This window comes from Actibacterium atlanticum (assembly GCF_000671395.1).
Lineage (GTDB): Bacteria > Pseudomonadota > Alphaproteobacteria > Rhodobacterales > Rhodobacteraceae > Actibacterium_D > Actibacterium_D atlanticum.
This window is the reverse complement of sequence record NZ_AQQY01000001.1, coordinates 578,380-604,460: the sequence shown is the minus strand read 5'-3', so window position 1 is coordinate 604,460 and position 26,081 is coordinate 578,380. Positions and strand designations below refer to the sequence as shown.

Sequence of the window (26,081 nt, the reverse complement as noted above, 5' to 3'; positions counted from 1 at the left end):
AACTTACCGGCGGACTATACACCGGTAAGTCAGCATTCCGGAAAACCGGATAGAGAAGACGCCAGACGAAAAAGATGCCGGTCATCCGATCCAAAGTTCCAAGGCCTAATCGCCACCACTCACGGAACACAACCAGAATGCATACAAACGTTACGTCATAACAGTCAGGGATTCCCTACCTATTGGTAAAATCTTTGTGTCAGCTATCACCAACCAGATTGAAAATCTGGCTTTGGTAGGAAGCTTTCAGCACGGCCTGCGCCGTCGTATCCACGTTCAGCGCTTCGCGTGCCAACCGCAGGTGTTTTTCAACCGTCGCGCTGGTCAGCCCCATGATCGTAGCGATGTCTTGCGTGGTCTTTCCTTCGCCGACCCATTCCAATGCCTCGCGCTGGCGCGGCGTCAAAGACCGGCGCACACCTTTGTAAGGCAGCGAGATCATCTTCAGATGCGCGGCATCTGAAAATAGCTTGATTGTGCGTCCATGGTCTTGCCAGAGCGCATCAACCTGATCTTGGCTGACCTCGGGATTGGCGGCCAGACCAACCGCGCCTTTCGCACGCGAACTGCTGTCTTTAAACGCAACCGTGTATCCGGCTAATACCTTGTAACTAATGTTAAAATCTAAAACTTTACGCTCGGCCTCATCCATTTCGCCGCTGGCCGCACGCTTTGCGATATAGCTCCAGGAACAAGCGCCAGTGTTCTGCGCAGCCCACTTTACCATCGGCGCATTGTAATACAGACGGTTGGTAAAAAAGCCGCGCAGGTACTCTTTGGGGTAGTTAGACAGGATCATACTGTCTTCGTATTCGCCCAAAGAGCTTTGCGTCAGAAAGCGCGAAAAACCATACATCACACGATCAAAACCAAAGTCTGAATAATAGTCGAGCATTTCGCTCCAGACTTCCTCGACTGTATTTGCAGCAATCAGACTTTCCAGCGCGTCAAGCATCAAGCCTCCGCCAGCAAATCCGCCATCGCAGACAAAGCCAAAGCATAGCCGCTGGCGCCAAAGCCGCAGATCTGACCCACAGCTACCGGTGCGATCCAGCTTTTGTGGCGAAATTCTTCGCGCGCATGAATGTTGGACAGGTGCAGCTCAATGACCGGCAGGTCAATCGAGGCAATCGCGTCCATCAGCGCAACAGACGTGTGGGTGAGGGCGCCTGCATTCAAAATGATCCCCGCATGAACCGCTGGCGCGGCGTGGATGGCGTCGATCAAGACACCTTCGTGGTTCGACTGGCTGAATTCGATGCTCAACTCCAGCTCGTCCGCCTTCGTCTGGCACAGTTTCTCAACGTCCGCGAGAGTGGTCGCGCCGTAGACCTCGGGCTGTCGGGTGCCGAGTAGATTCAGATTTGGACCATTCAGAACCAAAATCGAAGTCATTGCAAATCCCCAAAATTTTCGCAGTTTTAGTCGCGAAAACACGTATGTGTCGAGAAGATATTGCAAAAAGGAGATCTTCAGGAAAACAGCAAAGTTAAAATCTTACAAAATCACAGGCACAATTTATGGGAGACTTCGGCAGGGCGGTGACAGACTTTTGCTGGGCACCAATAGCTAAAAGACATTAAATATGCAAAACAAGTGTCTGTTTTATTGCAATATATTAGGCTTGGCGCGGTCTTTGGTCCAGTGAATTTATTTACATAATACCTATTATAAGATTACCATACATGCCGTTACATAAAGGAAATGCGCCAGGGATTTCTCCACAAAGCGCACCGCCCCTTTAATAGTAGGCTGTCTAGAGAGCTTAATAACATTGGGGGTGACCCCTCCGCGTTCATCTCACTGATATTTATATCATTTCTTACGATTCGGGCCAAGCCAATCAGCACGAATTACCGCAGAAAATGCGCTGGAATCGTTACCAATTTGCTGTTGAGGTTGTCATACACGGTCGATGTCAGGATCATGTTTACATCCAGGGTCGGGTTTAAATCCGAGAAATACAAAACAGCGGGCGCCGACTGGTGTTCTGGCCATTCTGGAACCCTGCGCCCCTTGGGCATGCCTTCACGTGGAAAGCCCATATTGCCGCTTAACCCGGCGTTTTCGGCAACGACCATCATCACCGGATACAGATTTCGTGGCGCGGGCTCCCCTTTGATCAAACGATAGTAGAGCGCGTCGATATAGTGCCTGAACATTTCAATCTTTAAAATTTCTTCCTGTGTGCCCAGTCCCAGCGTGAATGGTTCATCCCCGAACTGGACTAAACGACAGTTTCTGACCGAAACCGTCTGTGCCACCAGAAAGCTAGTGCCCCGCTTCAGCTCACATTCGCTCAACTCTATCGTTCGGAACGCGCGTCGCATCGCAACCGGGAGTTCATCGGGATCAATCTCGATGCGAAACCCGCCCTTGATGACCGAATCCCAATCCACGCGCCCTACCCGCTCTTCGGTTAGGACAAATTCGGTCGCGGATACATGGCGCGGCATGTCCATGTCGCTTACCAGATTGGTGATCCGCGCGTGATGGTCGGGCACCGCAAGAAAGAATTTGTCGTTGGCCTTCACGTCGGACTGCGCCCATTTCGTGATCTCGTCAATCATCAGAGCATCGGGCGCAACCTGCCAAAGTTTGCACCCGACCATACGCAGACTTGCCCCACTTTGATGAGGCAGCTCGCCCCCCGCATGGCCGCTATCAACCAGATCAAACAACTCAGAAGCGGCGGAATTCTGTTTGGCTGAGTTTACCAAAATGCTTGCCAATTGCTGTGCGTCCTTCGGAACAATCGGCCCGATCACAACCGTGCCATTGGAAAAGACGTTTTCAAACAAGGTCTGCGCCCGCGTATCTACCAGCTGGATCGCCGCCCGCAGACCCGTACTTCTATGTGACCTATCCACCAGCACGCGGGTTTCGCGCAGCGTGATACGACGTGAGGCCGCCAGCTTCAGGATTGGGTCCCCTTCCCTTTCACTGCGACGGAACTGACAGTTGTCGATTTCGATCGACTTACCGCCAAAGGCAGAAACGCCGCTTTGATCTTTCACCCCTTCAAAGGTGATGCCATCCAGCTTGACATTCAGGCAGGTGTCAAAGGCCAGCCAGTCTTCCAAATAGATCGTTACCGGTGCTGCATCACAGGCTTTCAATGACGCAGATTGCAGCTGCGACAGGGCAGAAATTTCCTTTAGGGGCCAGACATACCGCCCCGGCGTAAACGCCAAAGACACCCGGCGCGGCAAGGTATCATCCTCTTTCCCGTCGGGCGTGGGCATTTCCATATTCCGGATCGCTTGCAGCGCCTGTTCCAGCGTCGGCAGGGTCATCAATGCCTTGTTGCGTTGCGCCACGTCCTCGCTGACGCGGTCCGGTCGTACAGTGATCGTGCAACCGTTATGGGCCAACAGGCAGAGCCGTTCCAATGCCTCCTGCACGGTCTGGCCTTCGTCGATGTTGCATAGAGACAGGTCGCGCGACAAGGTGACATCATCCGTAGTCAGATGGGTCAGATCCGGGAACAACGGGCGCAGATCGGTGACACCTGTGACCTCATCTTCAGCGACCTGAACCTCGGCCAGCCCCACACAATACGGCCCCCAATTAAACGGTGCTTCAAACCGTGCGACACCCCCGTCGCGCGGCCAGAGGATATCGCCGGTGCGGGCGCGCGCGGCGCAATACCAAGTATCCCCCTCGGCCAAGACGCCTTCAAACCGGACCACCAGACCATTTTCCAGCGCCGTGTCGGAAGTATCGGTATCCAACCCATTGGATGTTCCGTTGCTATAGTCAAAATCCCAACGAGTCAGCGTGATGGGGGCTTGCATGGTGCCAAAAGCCGCCGCAGCTTCGGGCGTCAGGCTGACAGACCCATCCGGATTATAGCTGAGCTGCCCCAGAACCCCTGCCCGGTTGAACTGCCGCTCCAGTTTGCCTTTGATCTCGATGGTGCAATTGGGATGGAACTTACGCTGATCATCCGTCGGCTCTTCAAGCAGGTAAAACGCCCCGTCTTCTTCTTGCAGATAGGCACGGACATCATCGCGCGCCCACTTAAAGGTAGATTCCCCAGCGTCCCCCCCCTGATGGATTTCGACGATATAGTTGAAATTGCCATGGCGGCTATAGCCGCCGGATTCGGCGATATGGCAGTCATCTGCTTCGGCCAGATGATCATCGGCGATATCAAACGCCGCAAGCGCATCGCGCGGGGTGCTTTTGGGGCATGGCACGAAATGCCCGTCTCTCAGAAACCCGGGAATGAACTGTTCGGGCACCCCAAACAGGTCAGCAACTTCCGATTTTGGCACAAGGCTGAACTCGACCACGTTGCGCCGACGCCCCGCCGTGTCCGGCCCGCCAAGCGCCGGGTCGCGCAGGCTTGGGTCATCCAGATAGTCCAGCTCGCTTTTCTGGCAGTGGGCCAACAGGATATGGGGCCCCTGCCCCGTACCGTCCTTCAGCAAATCCGAAACGGACAGATTAAGCGGCGCATCCAGTTCATACCGAGCACCATGGACATACATACGCCCGGCCCCAAGGGTAACGACATCTCCCGAGTAGGTCACCCTGAACCCCGGTGCTTTCTTTGGAAAGCCGATCCGCCCAATCACATCGACCAACGCCCGTTCGCGGGCATCAGTCTGCAGGTCATCCGCCTCGTTCAGATCGGCGGCGACGATGGCGCGCCCGGCATAGAATGTGACCCCGTCATAGCGCTTGCGGATGCCGAAGGCCGAGCTCTCACGTCCCTTGTCGCCAATCATGTCTCATTCTCCCAAATGTCAAAGATCGCCCCGGCAGCATAACCAAAGCGCATGTATTCACGGCGCACCCGCGCCAGGTTGTTCAGCCGCGCGGTGCTGCGTAAACGATTGCCCACACCCATCTCCTGCCCGTCATCCGCGCCTGAAAAAATCCGCTTGTCCGTATCGAAAGACAGGTGCATGAACCCCGGCTGCCCCAGCCTCAAAGAAGTAAACCGAGGCATCGGCTCGACCGTGACACAGGCGAAACGGCGGGGCACGCGGGCCTCTTCGGGCACATAGCTGTAGCGCACACAACCACGATCCAGCCGTCCAATCTTGACAGGCGGTGAAGCCTGATTTGCACGTTCGGCAATAATCAAACTGTTTTGAATGCCCGCAATCCCGGGGTCAGGCTCGGGGTTAATGTCCAAGGGCGGCACATCCATACGCGGCCCGCCCCCGACTTCGGTCGCTATTATCCGGCCCACAATCGTGCTGCGCAGCAGGTTCAAAACATTGCCTGTTTCGTCCTCATACACTGCCGAAAAGCTGGGGCCCGCAGCCAGAACAAGGCTGTCCTGAATGGTCAGCTCGCCATCGGCGGCCATGGCAATCGGATCGCTGATACAGCGGCTCAGCTGCATCCCCTGCCCGTCTGACAGTTTCAAAGCAGAGTAATTCTGCTTGCTGGGCACCCCGCCAGAGTCGCGACCAAGCGCCAGCAAGGTACAGTCCTCGATCTTTACCGCCGGCGTTATCTTGGATCCGACAATCATCAGCGGGCGCACATCTTTGAACCGCAACCCCGACAACACGATCTCGTCTTGCTGGGTCTTGATTATGACCTTGCGCTGTCCGCAATCAATCGTTGGGAAAGCGCCCTCGTCAGCCACCAGACGTCGGATATTCTTACCTAACCTTATTTCAACGATCGGATCACCGGGCGCGCTGGTGACGGCAAGCTTATCGGGATCTGTAAATAGATTGCCCAGATCATCCACCTTCAGCGTTTCGGTGCGCGGAAAGACGATTGAGCCATCCGGGTCGGCAGCTGGGACCAATGCGGCGCTGCGCTCGTGGCCGCCAATGGCGTGGGCGCGCCCCCGGTGCCAGAACACAAAGACCTCGTCCGGATCGTGAAAAGGCCCGGTTTCAGGCAGGGAAAACCGGCCCAGCTCGGGGTCAACCAACAGCTTGTTCGGGTGTGGCGCATGCTGCCACTTGCCGGGTGCGTCGGGGAAATCCTGCAGGGTCGCCGCCTTGATCAGCGCGGGCGGCACCGCAATTATGTCACCACCAAAACGCATGTGAATGGCAAAGGATTTCTGCGCCATCATCGCGCCATCCGTGGTGAACCGCGATGGGTCTTCGTCCAGCATCCAGCGGGTGATCTGCATGGGCATATCTGCCTCATCCGCGCGCGAGGTCAACGAGACATCCTGAACTTCGGGACGCTGGAACAGCGGTTCGTCCAACCCAAGCGTGCTAAACCGGTAGTACTCCGGCTGAACCGGGTCAGGCTGCACGGATTCTCCGACATAGCCGGCGCTGGGCGTGCCATGAGCGGTGGCTTCAAACGGATACAGGTGCAGGCCGATATTGGGCAGGTTCCAACGGCCATAGCCGCCTTCGATCTGGCCAAACTCGGCCGAACGCGGGGTCACATCGCCAGCCGTGTTTACCTTGGAATGTGCAACCGGGTCGCGCAGATTGGCGGTGCCGCCCGGATTCATCCGCACGCGCGCCATGCTTTCGGTTGTCGCCATGCGCGACCAGTATTCAACCGCCCGCACCGGCCAGCCGGTGGCGCCGCGCGTTGCGTATTCCAGTGCCGCCAATGTTCCTTTTGCGCGGCGCAGAGCCAGCGTTGTGGCGATCCGCGCACGGTCACTCTGGGCGTCGCCGATGTCCTCCATTTCCGAGGCCCCGACCAGATCCCCGATATAGGGGATCACCCAAGGGGCGCAGGTTTCGATGAAATTGTCGTCGTAAAGCGCCTCGATGTCTTCGCGCAGGATCTGACCTTCGCGCAACAATACCGACAACAGCGACTTAAGCGGACCATGATCGCCGGGATCGAGAAGCGGGTGATCTGGCGCAAGACGGGTCTGATTTGTCTTCCCCTGCTCGTAATCACGCAGCCGATGCAGGGCCGGGAGCAGCGCGTAAAACTCGTCAAGACGATAGGCCATCAGAACACTCCCAGCACGATGGGTTCATCCGACAGCACGATCAGCTCGCCACCTTGCAAAGCCCCCTGCCCGCCTTGGCGCGGCAGATGCGCTCGCAGGATATCGGCCCGCACCGGCGGGTTCGCGACGCGGTGCAACAAATCAAGGTCAACACCGATCACCCCGTCCACCCCTTGCAGGACTGAGACAACCTCGCTGGCGCGCAGCGGCGCCCCAACAGCGCGGCACTCAAAGCTGAACGCAGTTCGCAATGCTGCGCGCGCCGCGTCAAAGACCGGCCCCGTGCCACCACTTTGGGCGGTATAGTCGGGGTCGATCCTAAGCTTGGCAGACACGACCGCCCCCACCACACGCGCAGAACGGATCACCACGCCGGTTCCCGACGGCGCGGCCTGTTCGATTGCCGCCTTCAGATTGGGGATCACACCGCTGTCAATCGGCAGAGGGTCAGGCGTTTCCCCCGCGACGCTCAGGAACACCGTCTGATTGCGGCCAACCCAGCTCCACGCGGCATGGGCTTTGGTCACGCCCGCAAAGCCCCGCGCAAAATCTGCAAAGTCCTTGAGCGACACCACGCGCCCCATGGTCAGCACCGGCAGCGGCGCATTCATGCGGGCGTCTTCCAGCGCCTCCCCGTCACTTCCTCCGGTGGCGGGCAAAGGGTTGGAAACCGAAGACAGGCTGCGCGGTTTGGACGCCAGCAAGCTCAGCTGACCGGCGCGCACCCGCCCTTGCGCCCCTGCGCCCTTGCGATAGCGGGCCTCTATATTGGCCAAACCCGTGGGCAGGCGCGCGCCCATCACACCATTTCCGAACGTCACGCGACTGGAGCCGTCTGACAGGGTTGTCAGAACATAGACCCGCGCGCCCGGTTCCGCCTGATCAAAGGCCGCAACTTCGTGCCACTTGACGCCTTCGACAAACACCTCAAGCGTTGCCGCCCGCCCGGAGGCCGTATCCGCAGAGACATAAGTCAACGGGCTATCTTTCAGCGTGAAGCTTTGAAACGGTTTGGTGGCATCGCCAGATCCCAGCACCTGCGTCAGGCTTTCGCCGTGGGTGGCGCGGGCCGTATTGGCGTTCAGCGTGACTGAAGCGCGTTGATACGGATGGCTTAGGGCGGGCTCGACAATCAGCCGCCCGGTTGTGCCATTGACCTCTACCTCTTTGATCTGCACACGTTCTGACGCGGTTACCCCCGGCATGTCGCTGCGTTCGCCGGTTACAAAAACAAACTGTCCCGGGGCAAGATCAACGTCGGGTTTATCCAGAAGGATTTCGGCGCCAGCAACATCCGCCGCAATCGTCACATCCGGCAAGGTCACGGGCGCAGGCAGGGTAAACAAAGCCGAGCCGCGCACGTAGAGCGCGCCAATGTCGATCTCAGCGCCTTCAACCGTGTTCCAGTCTTGCGGCACGACAAGCCGGGTCGCCTCGCCGCTAAGCCCAAACGCTTCAAGCGACACGCTTTCGGCCTCAAGCACGTGGCTCCAGGCTTCAAACATATCGGCCCCGCTGAACCCGCGCACAACCAACAGCATGCCGGGGGCGATGTCGCCATAGTCGCGGTCCAAAAACAGTTCGCGTTCACCCAGCCCCAACGCCGGCAGGGCCGACGTATCGACGATACCGCCCCGTTGATCCCATATTTTGCCCGGAACCGGATCAAGGACCGTCTCAGCGCGTTGTGTCAGGGCGTTATGACCAAAGAACCGGCAAGCCAATGTTAGTACCTGAGGCTGCAACCCCTCCTCAACATGGGGCTGCGCCCGCAGGCTACGGCCCAAGTCGGCCAGATCGAGGTTCAGCTCATCGGAAGCCTCCAACACCAGCGCGCGGTCCCAACGATTGGTCTTCAGCCCTGCGATCATCTCGGCGGGGCTGGTGGTGGGCAGAACCGATCCCAAGGCGGGCAAGGGGCGCAAAAGGCTGGCCGGATTAGGCAAGGCAGGCGTCGCCACATCCCGGGCTAGGGCCGCAAAACTGACCTGCGCGTTGACAGAACGCACCTCGGCCACGCGACGCAGCAGTTTGCCATTCACGGGATCGGCGACAGGGGCGCCCTGCCCGTCCAACATCACAACCCGCGCGCCGGGGCGCAGCTGCGTGCGCTGTGCATCGACAAACATGCCGCGATCAGACGGTCCCAGTGATTGCGGCCAATGTCCCAGCACCGGCATCGCGTTCCAAGCGGCCTTGACGCGCAGGTCTTCGACGGTTTCAAAACTTTGGGGCTGTTCGCCTTCGCCCGGGATCGACTTAATGCCGATGCCAGGGGGCAGCAGTGTCAGCAGATGGGCGTCTTCGTCATCTTCGGCCATAAAAGCCAGATGGGTTTCCGCCGCCGTGGGCGGGGTCAACTGATAGCCGATCAGCTCGGCCAGCGCCTCGACCGAGAAAAGCTCGGTCGCGGTGCGCAGATAGGATTCATGCGAAATGCGTTCGCCGTAAAAGCTCAGCACATCACAAACCGAAGCCCAGGCATCAATCAGCGCAATGCTCCAATCCGCATCCGACTGGGTGGCGAAGCCGGTCAACCCCGGACGGTGACGGCTGCGCAGCCCGCGCATCATGGACTCTTTGAACAACGCATGGCGGCCGGTGCGGCGTGTCAGCTGCTCAAGGCCGGGGCGATTGTCCAGCGCAACCGGGGTGGGTTTGGGGATCATCTGTGTCATGCCATGCTCCATTCGCGCACCCGCAAAACGCCGCGTTCCGGAAAACTTGGATCATTCATCAGCAACGGGATTTCTTCTGGATCAACCGCGATCACCCCGTTTTCCAGCGCCAGACTGCCACTGCCGCGCCAGCGCCGGAACAGCTCGAACCGCATGTCGACAACGCCGTCGACGCCCAATACGGCGGCAGTGATGTGGCTGGTGTAAATCGGTGCTCCAAAGCTCAGGTTGTCGGGATGAAAGAACCCCAAGGTGCCATCCGCCTGCACAGCTGATGACAGGCGCTCCAGCACTGCCATACGTACATCACTGGGCAGGTAGGCCGGATCGACGCAAATGCTGATTTCGATTTCAAGCGGGGCAAAGCGAGGGCGCTCGACTTCGATGTCATGGCCCATCAGGCGATAGGGTTCCAGATGCGCCCGAACATCTGCCAACAGCGCGTCATCGGCCTCTATACCGCCAACCGGATCAATGGCGATGAAATAGGATTCCCATGACCCATGCCAGAGCGAGCGCACATGCGCGCGGGCGACCTGAGGATGTTCCTGCGCCAGCCGAACATAATCAGCGCGGGTAACGGCGCGGCGGTTGTCATCCAGCGCAGACAACGCGGCTTCGCGGATTTCAGGGATGGTTTCGCGATCGCGCCCGCCACAAAACGGCAACGGGTTGCGTGCGCCAACAACGCCGGTCACACCGTCAAGGATCACATGAGCAATGGCATCTGCACCTATATTACCCTCCTGCCCAACCCCCAGCCGGGTATGGGCAAACAGCGGGTCGCCGGCAGGCGGATGCAGCCCGCCCAAATCCGGCCCCCCAAAGCGCAGGGTTGTGGTGCCGTCCTGTTCGGTTTCGGCGACGAACACCTTATCGTGCGGCGCGCTGAAGATCAGGCTGTTGACCCCCTGCCATTCTGGCGCGCTATTGGCGGTGGCGGAAAGGGTGATCGCCTTTGACGCGCCCTGCCCCGCCTGTGGGCGCAACAGATCACTGGCCGCAGGCGCAAGGGCGCCGGGGTCGACGACCACCGGAGCCACAACCGAAATGTCACGCCGGGCCAGCACCGGTTTATAGGGCGTGGGGCGGTCCAGTTCGGACAGACGCGATATTTGATCCGCACGGTCCGGATCATCATCCACCATAGGCGCCGGAAGCTGCTCAGGAACCGGCAGGCTTAACCCGTGATCCACAAGAAGAACATTCCCCAAGCCCTGCGCCATCTGAGGCGCGCCGCCATCGGGCAGCAGGGCGGGATCCAACCAGCCAACGGCCAGATCAAAACGCAGCGCATCGGCCTCGCCCCACTCAAGGCGCAACAGGTCTTGCCCGGCCAGCGTATCAGTTTCCGGCACCGGGGTCTGGGTCAGTCGAACCACCTGCCGATGCGCCAGTTCCGCATCCGCACGGCGATGCGTGACAGGATCGCGCAGTTGCACAAAACAGATCAGGTCGCCCGCCGACAGGTTGTGTGGGCCCGCTGGCGCGCTGATCCATGCAGACCGGGCACCTTTGCGCAACACCGCCCGCGGATCGCCCCAGTCATACAGGTTGACGTTATTCAGTGCCTCCGCGGCATGTGTTGGACGTTCTGTAAAACTGCCATCGGATTGGCGTTCCAACACCGGGACTGGCTCGAAAAACTGCACAGCAGCCTTCAAAGAAGCGTCATAGCTGATGTCTGAGGGGGTGAGCGCGGGCAGATCGGTTTCAGGGTCCGCAGTCAGGAACTTCAGTTGATCGTGGGTGAAACTGCCGCTTTGCCCCGCGCCCATTATCAGTTGAACAAAACCGCGCGCAGACATCCCATCATGCACGTCATAGCCCAGCAGTTGTGCATGGCGACGCACAGAACTGCGCCGCCGGGCGGTGGACAGATAGGCCTCGGTTGCGGCAGCGTCCTGCGCGTGGCTCAGATGGTCCCCCAGATAGGCCATCAGCTCTACCATCGTGACTCCCAGATCGGGCACCTGTCGGTCGGCAAAGTCAGGTGAGAACTGGGCCAGACGATCCAACATAAGCTGGCGGAAACTGGCGTAATCCTTGGCCAGATAGTTCAGCGGCGGGTCAGCGACGGGTGTGGCCCCATCCGCAGGAGCAGTCTTGCAGTCAAAATCAGACGGGCACCCCTGACGAAATCCGAAGCCAATTCGCCATAGGATCGGATCCATGCCCGGCAACCGATCCCACGGCATCGCATCTTCGACAATCTCCAGCACATAAGGCGAAAAATCCCCAAGCTGGTCGACCTGCAACCGCATCACATAGGCCGAAGGGTTCGACGCCGCCACAACCGTGACATTGCGAATGCGATCCCCCCCGGTGATGCGGAAGTTGTCAGCCGTCAGAGGCGGGCTGCCTTCGGGGCGCCCGTTGTTGCGCCCGGGCACAGGTCTCAGGAAATGAACATCCAGCTGCCGCGCGGCCATATCAACCGACACATAGTCAATTCCGTTCACCTTGGCCTTGGCGTGTTTTAATCCGCGCAGCCTTTCGCGGCGCTCCTCCAGAAAGCTTTCGGTTAGCTCGGTCATGTGCCCGCCCGCCTGATTTCCTGACTTAAGCGCGCGCCCGACGACAGAACGGTATAGACCAGCTCGACCACCAGTTCACCTTCGTCCTGATGCACCAGAAGCTCGTCGATCTGAACCACATCCTGCAACCAGCGCTGCAGGCTGGAACGCACCAGAAACTCGGTCGCTTCTGAAAGGGTTTCAGCCCCCGGCTCAAACACAAGTTCCAGCAATCCGGCGCCAAATTCAGGCCGGTTCACCCGTTCTCCCGGCGCGGTCAGCAGGGTTTGCTCGACCAGATTGGCGACATGGCGATGATAGCTGTCAGCCTCGGCCGTGCGGCCCCGCGCGTCATGACGATATGGAAAGCCCAGATGGTTCATGTCGCGGTGACCTTGCCTTGCACGTTTCTGATGGATGCGCTGCCTTGCGCCGGGCTTAAGGGGCCGACCGCCGTTCCCATGGACCCCTCCAACATCAGCGGCTTCATTTGGCTGGTGACACGGGTGGTCCCGGTGGAAAATTGGATCGTGGCGCAGGGGACTGGCCCGGCGTTGGTCGAAAGCGGGCAGCCCTGCACCGTATAGACCTGCGGCACCAAAACCACTGCGCTTTGCAGGATCGAGACATAGGACGACAGGCTTTGGGCCTGAGCCGCCGCCTGATGATCACAACTGACCTGCGCCGCGCCTGTCACGATTTTGCCCATCAGGTTACCTCCAAATGCGGGCCGTTCAGCGACACTTTGTTGCCGCTCATCTCCAGTTTCGCGCCGCCGGATACTTCCAGCGTCACAGCATCGTCACGCAGGGTGACCCGCACCGAGTTGCCAAAGCGCAGGGTCAGCTCTTTGTCAGCATCCGAAAACCGCAGTTCCATGGTTTCGGTCTTGATCATTTTGATCTTTGGATCGCTCTCGGGGGCTTCGTTCTTTTCCCACTGGCAGCCGGTCCAGATCGGATAGGCCGGGTCACCGGCTTCAAACTCGATCCATACTGCGCGGCCCTTCTCGGGCATCATGAACAGGCCAACCCCTGCGCCTGCATAGGGCAGGCAAGGCCGCGCCCAGACTTTGGTCGGCCCCAAAACGTCGGGCACGGTGACATAGAGCTTGCCGCCGCGCTCATCATCCTGATTTTTCTCGACATAGCCGGTGTATTTGCCAAACAGCTTCTGGCCAGCGGGGGCTGGGGTTTCAGAACCGGGAGGGGCTTGGGAATACATCGTTCAGGTCCTTACTGTCATGGTGGTGGTGCCCGTGCCGTCACGCACAAGGGTGAAGGCTTGGCTCCAGGCGCCGCGCGCGATCGAATGGATCACGTCGCGCACGTAATAATGGCCATCGTGTTCAAAACCTGCGCCGCGCAGCCCGACCAGACCGCTGGGGCGCAACACCCGGCCATACCGGCCCAGATCAAGCGTGCCGGTGACCTTGACCGTGTCGCTGGATTGCGCGGCCTGCGCAGCGGCAGCGGCCATCGCAGCCGCCGCACCCTGGCGTGGGCGCGGGCGCAGCAGGCGCTTGGCCTTGGTGTCGGGGTTCATCAGCGCGGGGTTGGCCGACAAAGGCGCCCGGCTGGGGGTCATGGTTTCGACGGGCACCACGCGGCCTGTCGTTGGATCAGCGCTTTCGCCCGCGACATCGCCAGCCTGCCCCGGCGTGCTTTCAAAGCTTAGATCAGTGGCGTTGCTTTCGGGGCCCATATCCACGGTGATCGCCGGTTGCGGCGTCTCTCCACGCGGGGGGGGGCCCCAATAGGCGCGGCTAAAGCCGGGCTGCGGCCCCGGGCGGATCATCAAGACATGATCATGCTGGGCGCCCAGTTCCTGAATGTATTTCAGGTCCGTTGTCATCTGCACTGGTTTGGTTTCCGTTGGGGACGCCCGGTCCGAGGCCACGGGTGCCCGCACATCCGGCACGACCCCCTGCGTCGCATAGCCCGCCAAGATCTGGCGCACGATGTCATCGGCCCCCATGCCCGGGTATTCGACCTGCTTTTCTTCCTTGTCCATCAGCGCGGTCAAATCACGCCCCATCAAGGTCAGTGTCCCCCCTGCCCCTTCGGTGCCCGGCTCGGATTTGGCGTCCTCGATGATGCCATCAATTAACACCACCATCCGCGCCCCGATCAGCCCGCTCAGCACCACGCGCGCGCCCGGCTGCACCGCCGGATGAGTCAGCAAGGGCACCTGCCCCGCAACGCTTTGATCTTTGCCCAACTGAAAGACCAAGGAAAACCCGGATGGCTCGCTGTCGGATACGGCCACCTCGGCCTGTTGCAGGGCCTCGACCACCCAAACAGGTGGCGGTACGGGCACCACTGCGCCCATCAAAAGGTTCAGTTTGACACCGCCCGGAGCCATCATCGCCCTACTCCGGCATAACCATGGGCACGCGCAGCCGCTGCCCCGGCGCACGTGTCAGATCAGACGCGTCAAACGACAGCTGCGCATCCGCCAGTCGCCAGAAAGACTCGGGCTCGCCATAGGCGCGATGGGCGACATGATCGGGGCGCTCTGCGGGCCCCACGGTTTCAAAACCAGCAAAGGTCAGATCCTCGGGCCTTGGCACAAACCGGCGACTTACATAGCGGACTTCAACCCCGTCCGAGCGGGTGAAACTTTTGGTCGATAAATTCGCGTAACGGCTGTTTTCAGAAAACATATTATCCCCCTAGTTCGAGCTGATTTTCTGGGTCAAAATCGTGGCCTTGCTAAAGCCCTGCGCCATGCGCCCAAGGGTTTCCTTGACAATCTGATGGCTGAGATACATCGCATATCCCGGGTGGCTGCGTTCCAAATCGGAATAGGTCAGCACCTTAAATTCCAATCCGATTTTAGCGCGAACCGGGTTCAGGCGGCTGTCAAAGGCTTCTTCGGTAATGGCAAAGCCGCTGACCCGAACCGGCAAAACCCGATTGCCCCACACAAGGATGGTAAACGGCGCCTTTGCGGGCAAAATCTCGATCGTGCCCGCAGCCAGCGCCAAGGTATTGGCGATGACCCGCGCGCTGGGCGGGGTAATCAACATCTCAAACGCAGCAAGCTGCGGATAGACCCCAAGCCCGGCGCCCGCCACCCCGCTTGAGGCCCCATCTGCCCCGGCATCGAAAATCGCATCCATCTTGATGGTTTCCACAGGCGCGCCGGTCAGCCGGAAGGCATCAGAGCGCGCTGAGGTTTCGGTCGCTGATGCTTTCACATCGCGGCTAAGAGTTTCCGGGTTGAACTGAAACGCGATCACCTTGGGCGTTGGGTCATTGGGCTCAAACACCACCACCGCCGCTTTTGAAACACGGCCCTGACCGGGGATTTTGCTCATGATCTGCCCTCCATGGTGTTAACTGCCGCTCGTGGTGAATCCGGGGATCGCGGTTTGAATCCGCCCCAGCAAATCGGTTTCTTCTTGCTTCGAATTCGCGATGATCGCGGTCATCATGGCGTTGAAATCGCTGTATTCGCCCAATTCCGAGTTCGAGAACTTGTAAAGCTCAAAAGGCCCAAACCCGATTTCCGCTTTCGTAAGCTTGGAATAGTCTGACTGCTCGTCCAGAACCGTCTCTTTGAAATAACCAAGGATGGCGTTTCCGAATTTGTTCATGGTGGTGTTGTCGACGCCGCTGGCGAACAGTTCTTCGGCCAGGCCGAAAACCCCTTTGCCGGACCCTTTCGACCCATGCCAGGTTGAGGAAAGCCCCTGCGAAACCTGGTAGTTCACACCGACAAGGGCGCCTGCATCGTTATAGATGCCTTCGCGATAATAAATGCCGCCTGCGTGCCCCTGCAGAACCCGGATTTTCTCACCCTTCTTATTGTCGGGATAGAACTCTTTTCTCTGATCCTCGGTCAGGGGGGCCGTCGTGGACAGTGTTCCTTCCTTCAATGCTGCCACGTGCCCTTTGGACAGATAGTCAGCGCGCTGAATTTTCTTGTTCTTTTCCACGTACGCTGGATCAAAAATGATATGCGAAGTATCTGTGCGCACATGGTGCTGGAAATACAGAAGGTCAGCATAGCCCTCTGCCGCCGGTCCAAACTTTGGCGTCCCGACAAGATTTACCGCCTCTTCCATCGCCTTCACGGCTAACGAGGCCGGGAGCCATTCGTGCTTCCCCTTATCCGCCGCGCGAATACGATCTGCCATATGGGTGATATTGCCCTGAAAATTCTTCGATACTCCTGCGTCCAAGAAATCGGGAATGCGTACGTCTTTGGCTTTCATAGAAGCCGGAAAGAAATAGGTCTTGGTCTGATATTCTCCCGAAGCAAACACCCCATCCGGGCCTTTAAACGGCGCGTCTTTGACCGCGTCTTTGAACTCCTGGTCCGGTTTAGGCTTGGTGCCTTTCTTGGCGAAACGCTTCAGTGCCTCTTCAATCACCGCTTTGAAAGCCGAGAATAGCCACGCGTTATAGGAGGCTGGGGCCGGGTCCAGCATCTGCTCTACGAAGATGCGCAAGAGCCCCAGATCCTTGCTGCTCGCAATTAAATAAGACTTCACAAACTCTGTCTGCAGCTTGTCTCGCTCGGCCACCGGAAAGAGCTGCGCATAGGTCTGGTTGGCGTAATCTTCCGAAGGCGTCGCCGTCACCGCTGCAGCATGTAAGAACACCTCGTCCATGAACGCCTTATTCGCCCGCAACGGACCGCCCGAATGCAGCGGTTCATTCCACCCCTTGGGCCAAATGCTTTGATCATTCGAAACACCGGCCGTGAACTGCGCCCATGTCATCGCAGTATATTTTGGGGCCTTGGTCGCATCCTTGCTGATTTTCAAAACAGTTTGCGACTTGACGCTGTCGCGATAGGCAGGATCGATCTTGTCCAGATGTGGTCCAAACTTGATCGCCAGCTCTGCCTCCTCGGCTTCGACACCAAGTGCCTTAAGAATACGTTCCAGCGCACTGACCGTTTCCTGCGCCTCTTGTGCGACATCGCCTTTTTCTTTCGCCAGATTGGCCGCTTTCTTTTCCTCGGCCTTCAAAGCCTGCTCGCCCTCGGCGTCTAGCTGCCCAACCTCTTTCAATGCCGCCGGGATCAATTCCCCCACCTCCTGGGTGCGCGCTTTGGTCAGTTCTGACAGCTTAGGGTCTTTCTTGGCCTCACCGCGCGCCGCGCGTTCGACATAAGGGCGCACGTTGGCCTCTTCGCGCAGCCCTTTCAGCCAAACGCCAACTTCGGTCGGGGTGGAGCGCATCATCGGGACCACGTCCTTGCCGCGTTTCTCCAGATAAAGCGTGTGGCTTTCACCCGCGCCCTTAAAGGCCATCGGGTTCATCAAATCCCCGGACGCGGCTTTGTCGTCATCCTGCTTGGCGCTTTTGCCGCCGCCCTTCCCGGTGAACTTGGCCAGCACTTTCTTGATCAGTTTGACCACCGCATCTTCGATGGTTTTGCGGATTTTCTCGATGATCTTGCGCACGCGGCCTGCGACATTCCCAAGACCGATCAGACGCGCGATCAGATCAATCGCCGGGGCCAATAGGTTGCCCAGCACCCGTTCGATGGCCTTAGAGGCCGGTTCGATCTTGCCATGGGCGATGTCGACCATGCCGTTCACCACCGTCTTGATGATATCGACAAAGCGCATGAAGTTGTCCTTCATCCACATCACGAAATCCCAGATCATCAGTACCAGCTTGACCAAAGCCCCCGCCGGGTTGATCAGACTGGCAAGCCAAACGATCCCGGCCTTGACCACACGTTCCAGCAGGAAGGTGGTGATTTCCCCCATCACCATGGAAAACAGGCTGCCCAGATCGTCTTTGATCTTGGTGAAGAACGCGCCCCAGCCGCCGGTGATCAGCTCTTGCGCGTAGTCAATAAAGAACTCGATCTTCTCAACCGCGGCCTCGCCCAGAATCCGCACCGCGATCTTGCGCAGCATATCGACGGTCAGGCCCAATATCTGACGCGCCAAATCCAACACGCCCAACAAGTCCCAGGTTTTCGGGATGGTAATGTCACCGCCCAAAGCGCCTGTAAGCCAGCCAATAATCCCGCCAATCAGGTGATCGACGAAATTCTGCCCAAACAGCTTGAAGCCCCCGACCACCGTGTCCAGCAAATGCCCCAGAAAGGCCAATGGATCGTTGACGATCTTCATCAGCCCTTCGGTGGCGTTGCCGATGAAGGCATAGAAATCATCCTTGTTGATGCCCAACATCGCAAGGATCGGCTCGATGATCAGCCGGGCGACCTCTCCCCAGTCGCCGGCCAAGGCCGCCTGCGCGACCGCCAGCACAGTGTTCAGCGCCCCCTGTACAAAATTGAGGATCACGTTCAGCGCTGCCTTGTACAGCTCGACCACCGCGTTCACGGCGGCTTTCATGCCCGCGGCAACCTTATCGACCGCCGCCTGGAACGCTTTGACCCCTTCGTCGATGAACGCATTCAGCTTTTGCGCCAGCTCTGGAAACACTGCGCCGATCAGGTTGGTGACCGCCAGCTTCAGAAACTCGCCATAAAGCGCGATGGCGCCTTTGATGAAACCGGCCGCGGCGTCGATCAGGGCGAATGCCAGGTTTTTAACGCCATCGAGGATCGTGTTGATGCCCGCCCGCACAGCATCAAAGATTTTACCGATCGCTTCGCCCAATTTCGACAGCTGCTCTGACACCCAGCTGACCGCCCGATCCCACCAGCTGCTGTCCTCGGCGTCCTTTTCGGCCTGTTTCTTTTCGGCTTCGGCTTTGTCCTCGCCCTCTTTCAGCTTGGCGTCGGCGTCCTTTTCCGCCTGTGCGAAATCGGCGGCAATCTTGGCTTCATCTTCCTGCACCCGTGCGTCGATCTGATCCCGGGTTTTGGCGTCTTCGGCCTTGGCCTCTTCGTTCATCTGGCTGACAGCGGCGTCTTGCTCGTTCAGCGTTTCCTGTCGTTTGTCCTGAATGGCCTGACGGGACTTCGCCATCTCGTCCGCCTGCTGAGCGTTGGCATCTGCCTCGGCCTGCGCCACGTCTGCCCGCGCCTTGGTGGTCTCGGCTTCGCGTTTATCATCGCGCTCGGCCACCATCGCCTCCATTTCGGCCTGCGATTGCGCAAGGCTGTCACGCATGGCGGTGTCGTGATGGGCGTCAAACACTGCCTTTGTATCCCCATCCAAAGGCTGATTCAGAAACTCTTGCGCGCCGTCCACTGGCGCCATTGCATCCAGCTGAGTTTGAGGCGCTTCAAGCTCCAAAGGCACAGCCTCTTTCGCCTCTTTGGCGGCGATCTGTTCGGGGCCTTTGCCCTCAATCACCGCCTGTGCCGCCTGCTGTTGTTTCACCGCGGCATCCTGAGACGCGGCCTCGCGTTGCGCGCCTGCCCGTGCCGGGTCAGATTCCCCTTGCAGCGGCACCGAGGGCGCGGGCCCGGGCGAGGTTTCAACATCCGCCGTGGTCTTCACATTCTTGATCGCACCAGCCACTTCGGCAGGATCAGCGCGCTCGGCGGCGGGCGGACGCCAGTCACCGGCAAAGGCCTCTCCATCGGATTTTTCCACGACTGCGGTCGGGGCAATGTCGGGCTCAGGCGCAAGCGCGGGCGGAGCCACCTCTAATTCGGGCGCGATGACGTCGGGCACAGCGATTTCGGCGGGTGCAGGCGGGGCCTCTTCTCCCGATATCGTCGCCTCAAAGTCGGGTTGCGCGTCGGTAAAGGCCTTGGCCTCATCGCTGCTTATTGCTGCCAGATCTGCGTCCAAAGTCGGGGCTTTTTCGGCCTTCAAACTTGGTGGGGCGGCGGTGAACGCTGCAAGATAAGCCTCGGGCGTGGCGGCCTCAGACAGCGCAGCGACAGAGGCATCAAAAGAGTCCTTTGCGGCCTGAGCCTCTTCTGGCAGCGGCGGAACTTCGCTTTCCAGGCCGGGTTGCGGGGCGGCACCTTCACCTGAACTTTGATCCGTAACTTCTTGTTCTGAAGTGGCTTCCTCGGGTTTTACTGTCGATTCATCCTGAACAGTATCTTTGGCCTCTGCGTCATCGCCCCCACCGTCCTTGACCTCTTGCGTGGCCTTCTCTGCGTGAAACGCCTGCCGAGATTCAAGTTCGGTCTTTTCATCCCCAGGAACCTGCGTATCGCGAAAGGCGAACTGATCCGGGGCCAGACGCGCATGCACCTCTCCGGGCGCGTCGACCCGGGCTTCGGCTTCGGCCTCGGCAGGGGCAAGATTGTCATTCACCGCCCCACTTGTTGTCACCTGCAACAAATGCGCCGTTTCGTGCAGCAACGTTTCAAAACTGACGTCCGCGCGGGGCAGGATCATCTTTTCACCCAAGACCGCAGCTTCGGCACCTAAGGCTTTTAGAATATGGGATATTTCATCCGACCAAACAGCCGAGAACTGACGTAAAGAGCGATCAAAATGCGCCTCCAGCGCCTCGCGTTTGGGCAAGTCATGCCGCCCGGCTTGGCTGATAGCGCGCCGCAGCGCCAAAGTCGCAGCAAACAGTTCTGGCGGGCCTGAGCGCTCTTGCAGGTCGATCACATTTGCGGTGTCCCCGCGTGGCAAGCGCGCATTGGCAAAGTCGATCACGGGCGCAGGTTCAGGCTTGACCTTGCGCGCGCGCGCCGGGTGTTTCCTTGCCTCAGAGGGCTGGTGTGTGAGCTGAGCGCTCTTCATCGCCCCGCCACCCGATGCAAAATGGCCTGCGCCAAGGATAGCCCCAACCGATCCGGCGTGCTGAAATCCAGCCCATCCAGCGAAAGCTGTTCGATGTTGATATCCGCGCTCTCGGCCAAGGCCTGTTGAATTGACGGATCGTTCAGCCCTGTGGTCAATCCATCTTTCAGCGCTGAAGTGGCGCGTTCTGCAAACGCCTCGCCGAAACCGTCAAACCGAATTCCCTCCAGATCAAAGCTTATGGCGCCGCCGTTTCGCATCAGCCCCACCCTGCAAGCAGATGCTCAGGAACCGGGCGTTCCAGCTTGGCGAACTCCATCCGCGCCGCTGCGGCCATGTGGGACATGGTCAAAGGCGCCTGTTGCGCGGCGGCAAGATAGGCGGCGTTCAGCGCCACTGCACGAATGTGCCCGCCGGCCAAAGACAGGCCCGCCAACGCCCCCACATCCACCCCGTCGCGCGGTACAGCATCGGGAATCACGCGTTCCCAAATCTGGCGCCGCAGAGCTTCGTCGGGAAATGGAAATTCAATCGCAAAGCGGAACCGACGGAAAAACGCATCGTCAATTGCATCGCGCATATTGGTCGTCAAAATGGCGATGCCGGGATAGGACTCAAGACATTGCAGCAAATACCCAAGCTCGGCGTTTGAGTGCTTGTCCAGACTGTCGCGGGTCTGTGCCGTGCGCTTACCAAACAGCCCCTCGCACTCGTCAAAGACCAATGCCGCACCGCTTGCAGCACCGGCCTGAAAGACCTGTTGAAAGTTCTTGGCGGTTTCGCCGATATATTTTGAAACCAGCGCAGCGACATTCACGCGATAAAGCGTAATCTGCGTGCCTTGCACCTCTTGCATGCGGCGAACGACGGCTTCGGCCGCGGTGGTTTTCCCCGTGCCGCTAACCCCATGAAACAGCGCCGCCATGCCCAGTCCGCGCGGGGTTTTTCCGGCAAAACCCCATTCGACATTGACCTGATGGCGATGGGCAAGGAAGTGGGTCATTTGTTCAAGCGCCTGTAGCGGCTGATCGGGCAAAACCAGATCGTCCCATTGGCTTAAATGCGCGATCGGCTGGGCCAGAGGCCCCATGTCGGAACTGGATTGAGCCTGCACCGCCTGCCACAGATCATCCGCCATGCCATAGGCCAGCGCCCCGGCAGCGCGCCGTGCCTGCGCCGGGCTAAGGGCATAGGTCGCGCTGACTTCGGCCGCTTGCGCCTTGGCCAGATTGTCCGCCAGCAACGGCTGCCAATCAGCGCTCCCCATGGGATGCGCAGCCGGAACCGGCACGCAAACCGCGCCTTCGCGCAGCGGGGCATCCGGCGCAACACCCGCCAGCAACAAGGGCACGCCAAAGTCGGGAACCAGCCCTTCAGGGGCGTCGCAGACGATCACCACACCGTTCAGCCGGCCATCCCGCCGCAACGCTTGCAGCATCGCCGCCCGTTCCGCACCGGGCGCCGGAACATCGGCCAGGTTCAACGCCCGCACCGGCAAGTCCAAGGCTGCGCCAACCGCGCCCAAAAGCGGCTCTGCCTGCGCAGCCGGAGCATGGGTATAAAACACCGGCGCGACCCCCTGCCCCATGGCGGCGCTCAATGCCCGTGCAAGCCGGGTGGCCGCGTCTTGGGGAACCGGACCATCTGCGGGGGCATGGGTCACGTCATGCCACAGCGGATCATGGGCTGTCCGCCCGTGCAATGCTTCCAACACCGACGTGCTTAGGCTCATCGGGCGTTCAAACAGGCGCCCCGGTGCCTCATGGACCAGCCCTTGCGCCATCAGCGGCGCAGACGGCGCCAAGGCCGCCGTGCTCCCCGGCCCTAACACCTCTTCAATCACTCCTCGTGTTGCGCGCCCCAGATTGCTAAGGGGATGTTCTTGCAGAGGCGCAGACAAAGCGGGAGGCTGATCTGACAGCGCGATGAGGGTGAGAACATCACAAGCCAGCGCATCTAGGCCAAACAGCACCGCAATCCGCGATAGGGCCGACACAGCAGGCATCCGCCCTTCGATGACCTGTTTTTGGCGGTCAAAATGCAACGCCTGAGAGTCTTCGCCCTGCACCTGCAGGCACGCGCGACGCAGGGCCAGCGCGGTTACCTCAGCATTTCCTGCATGCCACTCAAGACGCGGCGATCCATCCATCACGGCACCTCAAAGTCCAGCGTGTCAGCCGCAGTTTCAGCACCGTCAACTGACAGTACCCAAGTGACTTCGCCCTCGGCCAACGAAGACACATCGAAGACGATACTTGAGGTCGCGGTTTCAGACCCCTCCCATTTCACGGCCTGTGGCGCTTTGGTGTCATCTGTGGGCGTTAGGTACAGCCACGCATTGCTGCCCGGGGCCAGCATATTATCGACCGTCAGGGTGATCTTGCCGCTGGCCGCGCCGTCCGGCAGCGCAGCCATCTGTGATATCGCAGCAGCGCTTACTTCGGGGATCACCAGCATCTGATGCGCGTTGGAGCGTTCCAAAACCAGAGGTTCAGCGCCATTGCGCGCCTTCAGATGTTCAACCGTCACCAGCTTAAGCCCCGGCATCAGATCAGCGGGCACCAAAAGCGACAGCTGCTGCGCGCCAAGGGTGACATCACCCGTCAGATCGGCCTCTTGATCGCCGATCATTACGCGCATATCCGACGAGGCAAGACCGGACCCCAGCAAACTGACCCGGCTACCCGCCGAGATCGGCACACCCGGCATCAACGGTGCCGAAGACGCGCCCGGTTGCGGGACAATTCGGTTGATATTTGGCCGGCGCAGGGTTTGCAGATCAATTGCATAATCGCGCACGGGCGGGCCGGGGGTGAAGTCATAGCTTTGCTCCAGCAAAACCAGCGACACCTGATAAAAAGCCGACATCCTGAGCGACGCACTGAACGCGGGCCAGACCTTGCCGATTTCGTCATCGTCGGGCGCCGACTGGGTGATGCGGACGCTTTCGATCTGATCCCCCATCTGGACCGATTCATACAGCGTCTTCAGCTGCGCGGTCCCCGCTGCCGTGGCGGTGGCCGACAGGGCAGAAGTGATTTCAGACCCCCGCAGAAACGGCGTTTCATGCAGCAGTTGCATGCCATGGCCCAGCAGAATTTCGGCATACAGGTCGGCGGTGCCGGTCGCGCTCAGAACATAGTGCAGGTTCAGCGCCAGACGCGGGTGATCGACCCGCCCCCCGGCCCCGCTGTGGGCGGGCAGGCGTTCGTTCTCAAACGCAGGGTTTCGCGCCACTTTCCACAGATACAGGTTCAGCTGGTTCTTGTCGGTTTCACCAATCGCCGTATCCAGAGGTTTGCTGGTCATCGAAAACGTACCCAGAGCCGCGCTGAAGATCGGGTCCAGCGTGCTGTGCAGCCGTTGTTTCAGCGTTGCCGTTACCGCGGCTATGGCCATGGCTGTCATCTCAACGCCTCCACCCCAGATAGTTCGTCAGGGCCTGCCCCGGGCGAGAGCTTGGCGCCGCAGCAGGCGCCGCAACTGACTGCGGTGGCGGCGGCGCAGACGGGCTGGCCGGGGCCGTGACACTGATCTGCCCGATTTTCACCGACACCGGCGTCACTGAGGGCAATTTTGCCACCACGGGCGGTGCTTGCGAAACCGGCACGCTCGGCGGCGCGATGTCGGGGGGCCTTACTGGCGCCTGCATCTGGGTAGGCATGTGTTCAGGCGCATTCACCACAGGCTTTGTCAGAGGCTCAGAATTGACTGTCGCTGTCGGGGTGTCTGGACGGTCTGGCCCTGCGTCATCGTGCCGATCACCCCTATGGCGGGGGCCTTGTTCGATAATGGGCGGCGGGGCGGTGAAACGAGCCGGCGCCTTGGGCGTCTCTGCAAGGGAGGGTGGCGTGGCGGGTGTGGTGGCTTTGGGGTCGGGCAGGTCCGATCTGTCCGCCCACACCGGGCGCGCAGGTGGCTGAACAATGTGATGCGTTTCAGTTTCGCGCGACAAAATAGTTTCGCTCGAATGCGTTGGAGGCGCGGGCTGCGGTTGGGCCTGTTGCACTGGCTCAACAACAGCAGCCGAAGGGGCGTCAGCAATCGGCGCTTCGTCTTCGATAAGTTCTGACGGGCCGAAACTGGGCACCTGAATCGGACGTAGCATGGCAACGCCCCCTGCCCCGTCGCCTTTCTGGCCCAACCGGTCAAACATCCCGCTCATGTGACCATCTCCACATATCGGCGGCGGCGGCGCGGACTAAGGGCTGCGGTTTCTGCTTCGCTCCAACCAAAAGCGCGTGCCAGAACCCCGACATCTGCGAAGAACCGCAAGGCGCAGGCTTCAACGTCACGCCACAGGAAATCCAGCGTATCCAAGCCGCATTCCGTCTGATCTCCGCATTCCGGGCAGGTCAGATCAAAGACCAGATCAAGCCCCGGATCGGCGGCGTCCAGCGCGGCTTCGGCGGCCTGACAAAACGCGTCGGATTCCCAAGGCGCATCAGGGCACAGCAGCGCCATAGGAAACTGTCCGCCCTGCGTGCGCAGCAGGTCATCCTGACAGGGCAATCGCAGGGTATAAGCCGTGCCTTCAAAGGTAACCTGCGCCGTGTCCGAAACCTTGGGCGGCAGTGTAAAACCCGCCCCCAGATCAAGGCTCATCCATTCACCGCATCCGCCGCACTGGACCTTGGCCTGCACCCCACGCGCACCAAACTGTTCGCGCCGGGCCTTTAAAAACAGCCGATCCCGATCGCCCAGCGAAACATCGCCCACCGTGCGTTCAGGGCACAACGCCGCCAGTAACCCGGCCGAGCGTTCAGCCTCGCGGCCGTGCTCGAACCGGTCAAACAGACCTACCAGATCGGATTCAGTCAGGCGCATGGGACAGCGCCTTTATTGTGCCGGATCGGTGAAAGCAGGCTCTGTGGGCGGGGTCACATCATAGTCCCGCACAAAGCCTTCGTGCTCGATCTTGATGCTTTCAATCGCAATCGCCGAGGCCCCGGCATCCAATTCAGGGGTTTGCTGGAATTCGGACACCCAGGCGTTGTAAATGTTGTAGCGCATGACCAGTTGCCCGGCCTCGTTGTACATCTCAAGCTGGATGTTCTTGCGAAAGTCATCCAGCGACACTTCTTCGCCAAAGTCATTTCGGATGTTCCAGGCCTTGTTGGCCCATTGTTCAAACTCGACCGCATGGGTAATGCCGCGCTCCGCAGTGATCGGTTCGTGCTTTGCCAGACCGGCCATCTTGTAGCTGGTCGAAGGATCCCCCCCCGAGCGGTGTTCCACCACTTCGATCGTGCGTTTCAGCGCCGACACTTTGGACACACCTGCCACGGTCTTGCCGTCGATCAGAATGCGGAATTTGCTGTTCAGATACGGGTCCAGTCGAACCCCGTTGGACGATACTCTTGCCATGATCTCTC

19 protein-coding genes are annotated in these 26,081 nt (G+C 59.6%); all 19 read right to left on the bottom strand.

The features are described 5' to 3' along the window. Positions 1-199: 199 nt before the first annotated feature. Entirely contained in the window at positions 200-955 is a 756-nt protein-coding gene (locus ATO10_RS03005) for a helix-turn-helix transcriptional regulator (protein WP_035247787.1), read from the bottom strand. After that, a complete protein-coding gene (gene aroQ / locus ATO10_RS03000) occupies positions 955-1,395 on the bottom strand; it encodes a type II 3-dehydroquinate dehydratase (protein WP_035247784.1) in 441 nt (146 codons plus the stop codon). The genes ATO10_RS03005 and aroQ overlap by 1 nt, the downstream gene beginning before the upstream one ends. A 458-nt stretch (positions 1,396-1,853) precedes the next feature. Then, positions 1,854-4,736: a hypothetical protein gene (locus ATO10_RS02995; RefSeq protein WP_035247781.1), complete on the bottom strand. Its 2,883-nt coding sequence runs from the start codon at positions 4,734-4,736 to the stop codon at positions 1,854-1,856. After that, a complete protein-coding gene (locus ATO10_RS02990; RefSeq protein WP_035247772.1) occupies positions 4,733-6,910 on the bottom strand; it encodes a phage tail protein in 2,178 nt (725 codons plus the stop codon). The genes ATO10_RS02995 and ATO10_RS02990 overlap by 4 nt, the downstream gene beginning before the upstream one ends. Next, positions 6,910-9,588, bottom strand: a complete 2,679-nt coding sequence (locus ATO10_RS02985; protein WP_035247770.1) for a putative baseplate assembly protein — start codon at positions 9,586-9,588, stop codon at positions 6,910-6,912. Before ATO10_RS02985 ends, ATO10_RS02990 begins: the two co-directional genes overlap by 1 nt. Further along, entirely contained in the window at positions 9,585-12,125 is a 2,541-nt protein-coding gene (locus ATO10_RS02980) for a baseplate J/gp47 family protein (RefSeq protein ID WP_035247768.1), read from the bottom strand. The genes ATO10_RS02985 and ATO10_RS02980 overlap by 4 nt, the downstream gene beginning before the upstream one ends. Beyond that, positions 12,122-12,487, bottom strand: coding sequence for a GPW/gp25 family protein (locus tag ATO10_RS02975; RefSeq protein WP_035247766.1), 366 nt, complete (start codon positions 12,485-12,487; stop codon positions 12,122-12,124). The genes ATO10_RS02980 and ATO10_RS02975 overlap by 4 nt, the downstream gene beginning before the upstream one ends. After that, a complete protein-coding gene (locus ATO10_RS15875) occupies positions 12,484-12,813 on the bottom strand; it encodes a hypothetical protein (RefSeq protein ID WP_051597909.1) in 330 nt (109 codons plus the stop codon). Before ATO10_RS15875 ends, ATO10_RS02975 begins: the two co-directional genes overlap by 4 nt. Then, positions 12,813-13,328: a phage baseplate assembly protein V gene (locus ATO10_RS02965; protein ID WP_051597908.1), complete on the bottom strand. Its 516-nt coding sequence runs from the start codon at positions 13,326-13,328 to the stop codon at positions 12,813-12,815. The genes ATO10_RS15875 and ATO10_RS02965 overlap by 1 nt, the downstream gene beginning before the upstream one ends. 3 nt (positions 13,329-13,331) lie before the next feature. Further along, positions 13,332-14,471 (bottom strand): hypothetical protein, encoded by a 1,140-nt coding sequence (locus ATO10_RS02960; protein WP_051597907.1) that lies wholly within the window; start codon positions 14,469-14,471, stop codon positions 13,332-13,334. 4 nt (positions 14,472-14,475) lie between these two features. Continuing rightward, complete coding sequence (locus ATO10_RS02955) at positions 14,476-14,769, bottom strand: hypothetical protein (RefSeq protein ID WP_035247764.1); 294 nt, start codon at positions 14,767-14,769, stop codon at positions 14,476-14,478. Positions 14,770-14,778: 9 nt separating this feature from the next. Further along, on the bottom strand, positions 14,779-15,426 hold the full coding sequence (locus tag ATO10_RS02950) for a CIS tube protein (RefSeq protein WP_035247745.1): 648 nt from the start codon (positions 15,424-15,426) through the stop codon (positions 14,779-14,781). A gap of 18 nt (positions 15,427-15,444) precedes the next feature. Next, positions 15,445-20,706: a hypothetical protein gene (locus ATO10_RS15870; RefSeq protein WP_051597906.1), complete on the bottom strand. Its 5,262-nt coding sequence runs from the start codon at positions 20,704-20,706 to the stop codon at positions 15,445-15,447. Continuing rightward, positions 20,703-20,966 (bottom strand): hypothetical protein, encoded by a 264-nt coding sequence (locus ATO10_RS02940; RefSeq protein ID WP_035247743.1) that lies wholly within the window; start codon positions 20,964-20,966, stop codon positions 20,703-20,705. The genes ATO10_RS15870 and ATO10_RS02940 overlap by 4 nt, the downstream gene beginning before the upstream one ends. Beyond that, positions 20,966-22,855 carry an ATP-binding protein gene (locus ATO10_RS15865; protein WP_051597905.1) on the bottom strand — a complete coding sequence of 630 codons (1,890 nt, stop codon included), beginning with the start codon at positions 22,853-22,855 and terminating at the stop codon, positions 20,966-20,968. The genes ATO10_RS02940 and ATO10_RS15865 overlap by 1 nt, the downstream gene beginning before the upstream one ends. Beyond that, on the bottom strand, positions 22,855-24,114 hold the full coding sequence (locus tag ATO10_RS15860; protein ID WP_051597904.1) for a Pvc16 family protein: 1,260 nt from the start codon (positions 24,112-24,114) through the stop codon (positions 22,855-22,857). Before ATO10_RS15860 ends, ATO10_RS15865 begins: the two co-directional genes overlap by 1 nt. A gap of 1 nt (position 24,115) precedes the next feature. After that, a complete protein-coding gene (locus tag ATO10_RS02925; RefSeq protein ID WP_035247741.1) occupies positions 24,116-24,871 on the bottom strand; it encodes a hypothetical protein in 756 nt (251 codons plus the stop codon). Beyond that, positions 24,868-25,533 (bottom strand): hypothetical protein, encoded by a 666-nt coding sequence (locus ATO10_RS15855; protein ID WP_051597903.1) that lies wholly within the window; start codon positions 25,531-25,533, stop codon positions 24,868-24,870. The genes ATO10_RS02925 and ATO10_RS15855 overlap by 4 nt, the downstream gene beginning before the upstream one ends. Before the next feature lie 12 nt (positions 25,534-25,545). Then, positions 25,546-26,073 (bottom strand): phage tail protein, encoded by a 528-nt coding sequence (locus ATO10_RS02915; protein WP_035247740.1) that lies wholly within the window; start codon positions 26,071-26,073, stop codon positions 25,546-25,548. Positions 26,074-26,081 lie beyond the last annotated feature (8 nt).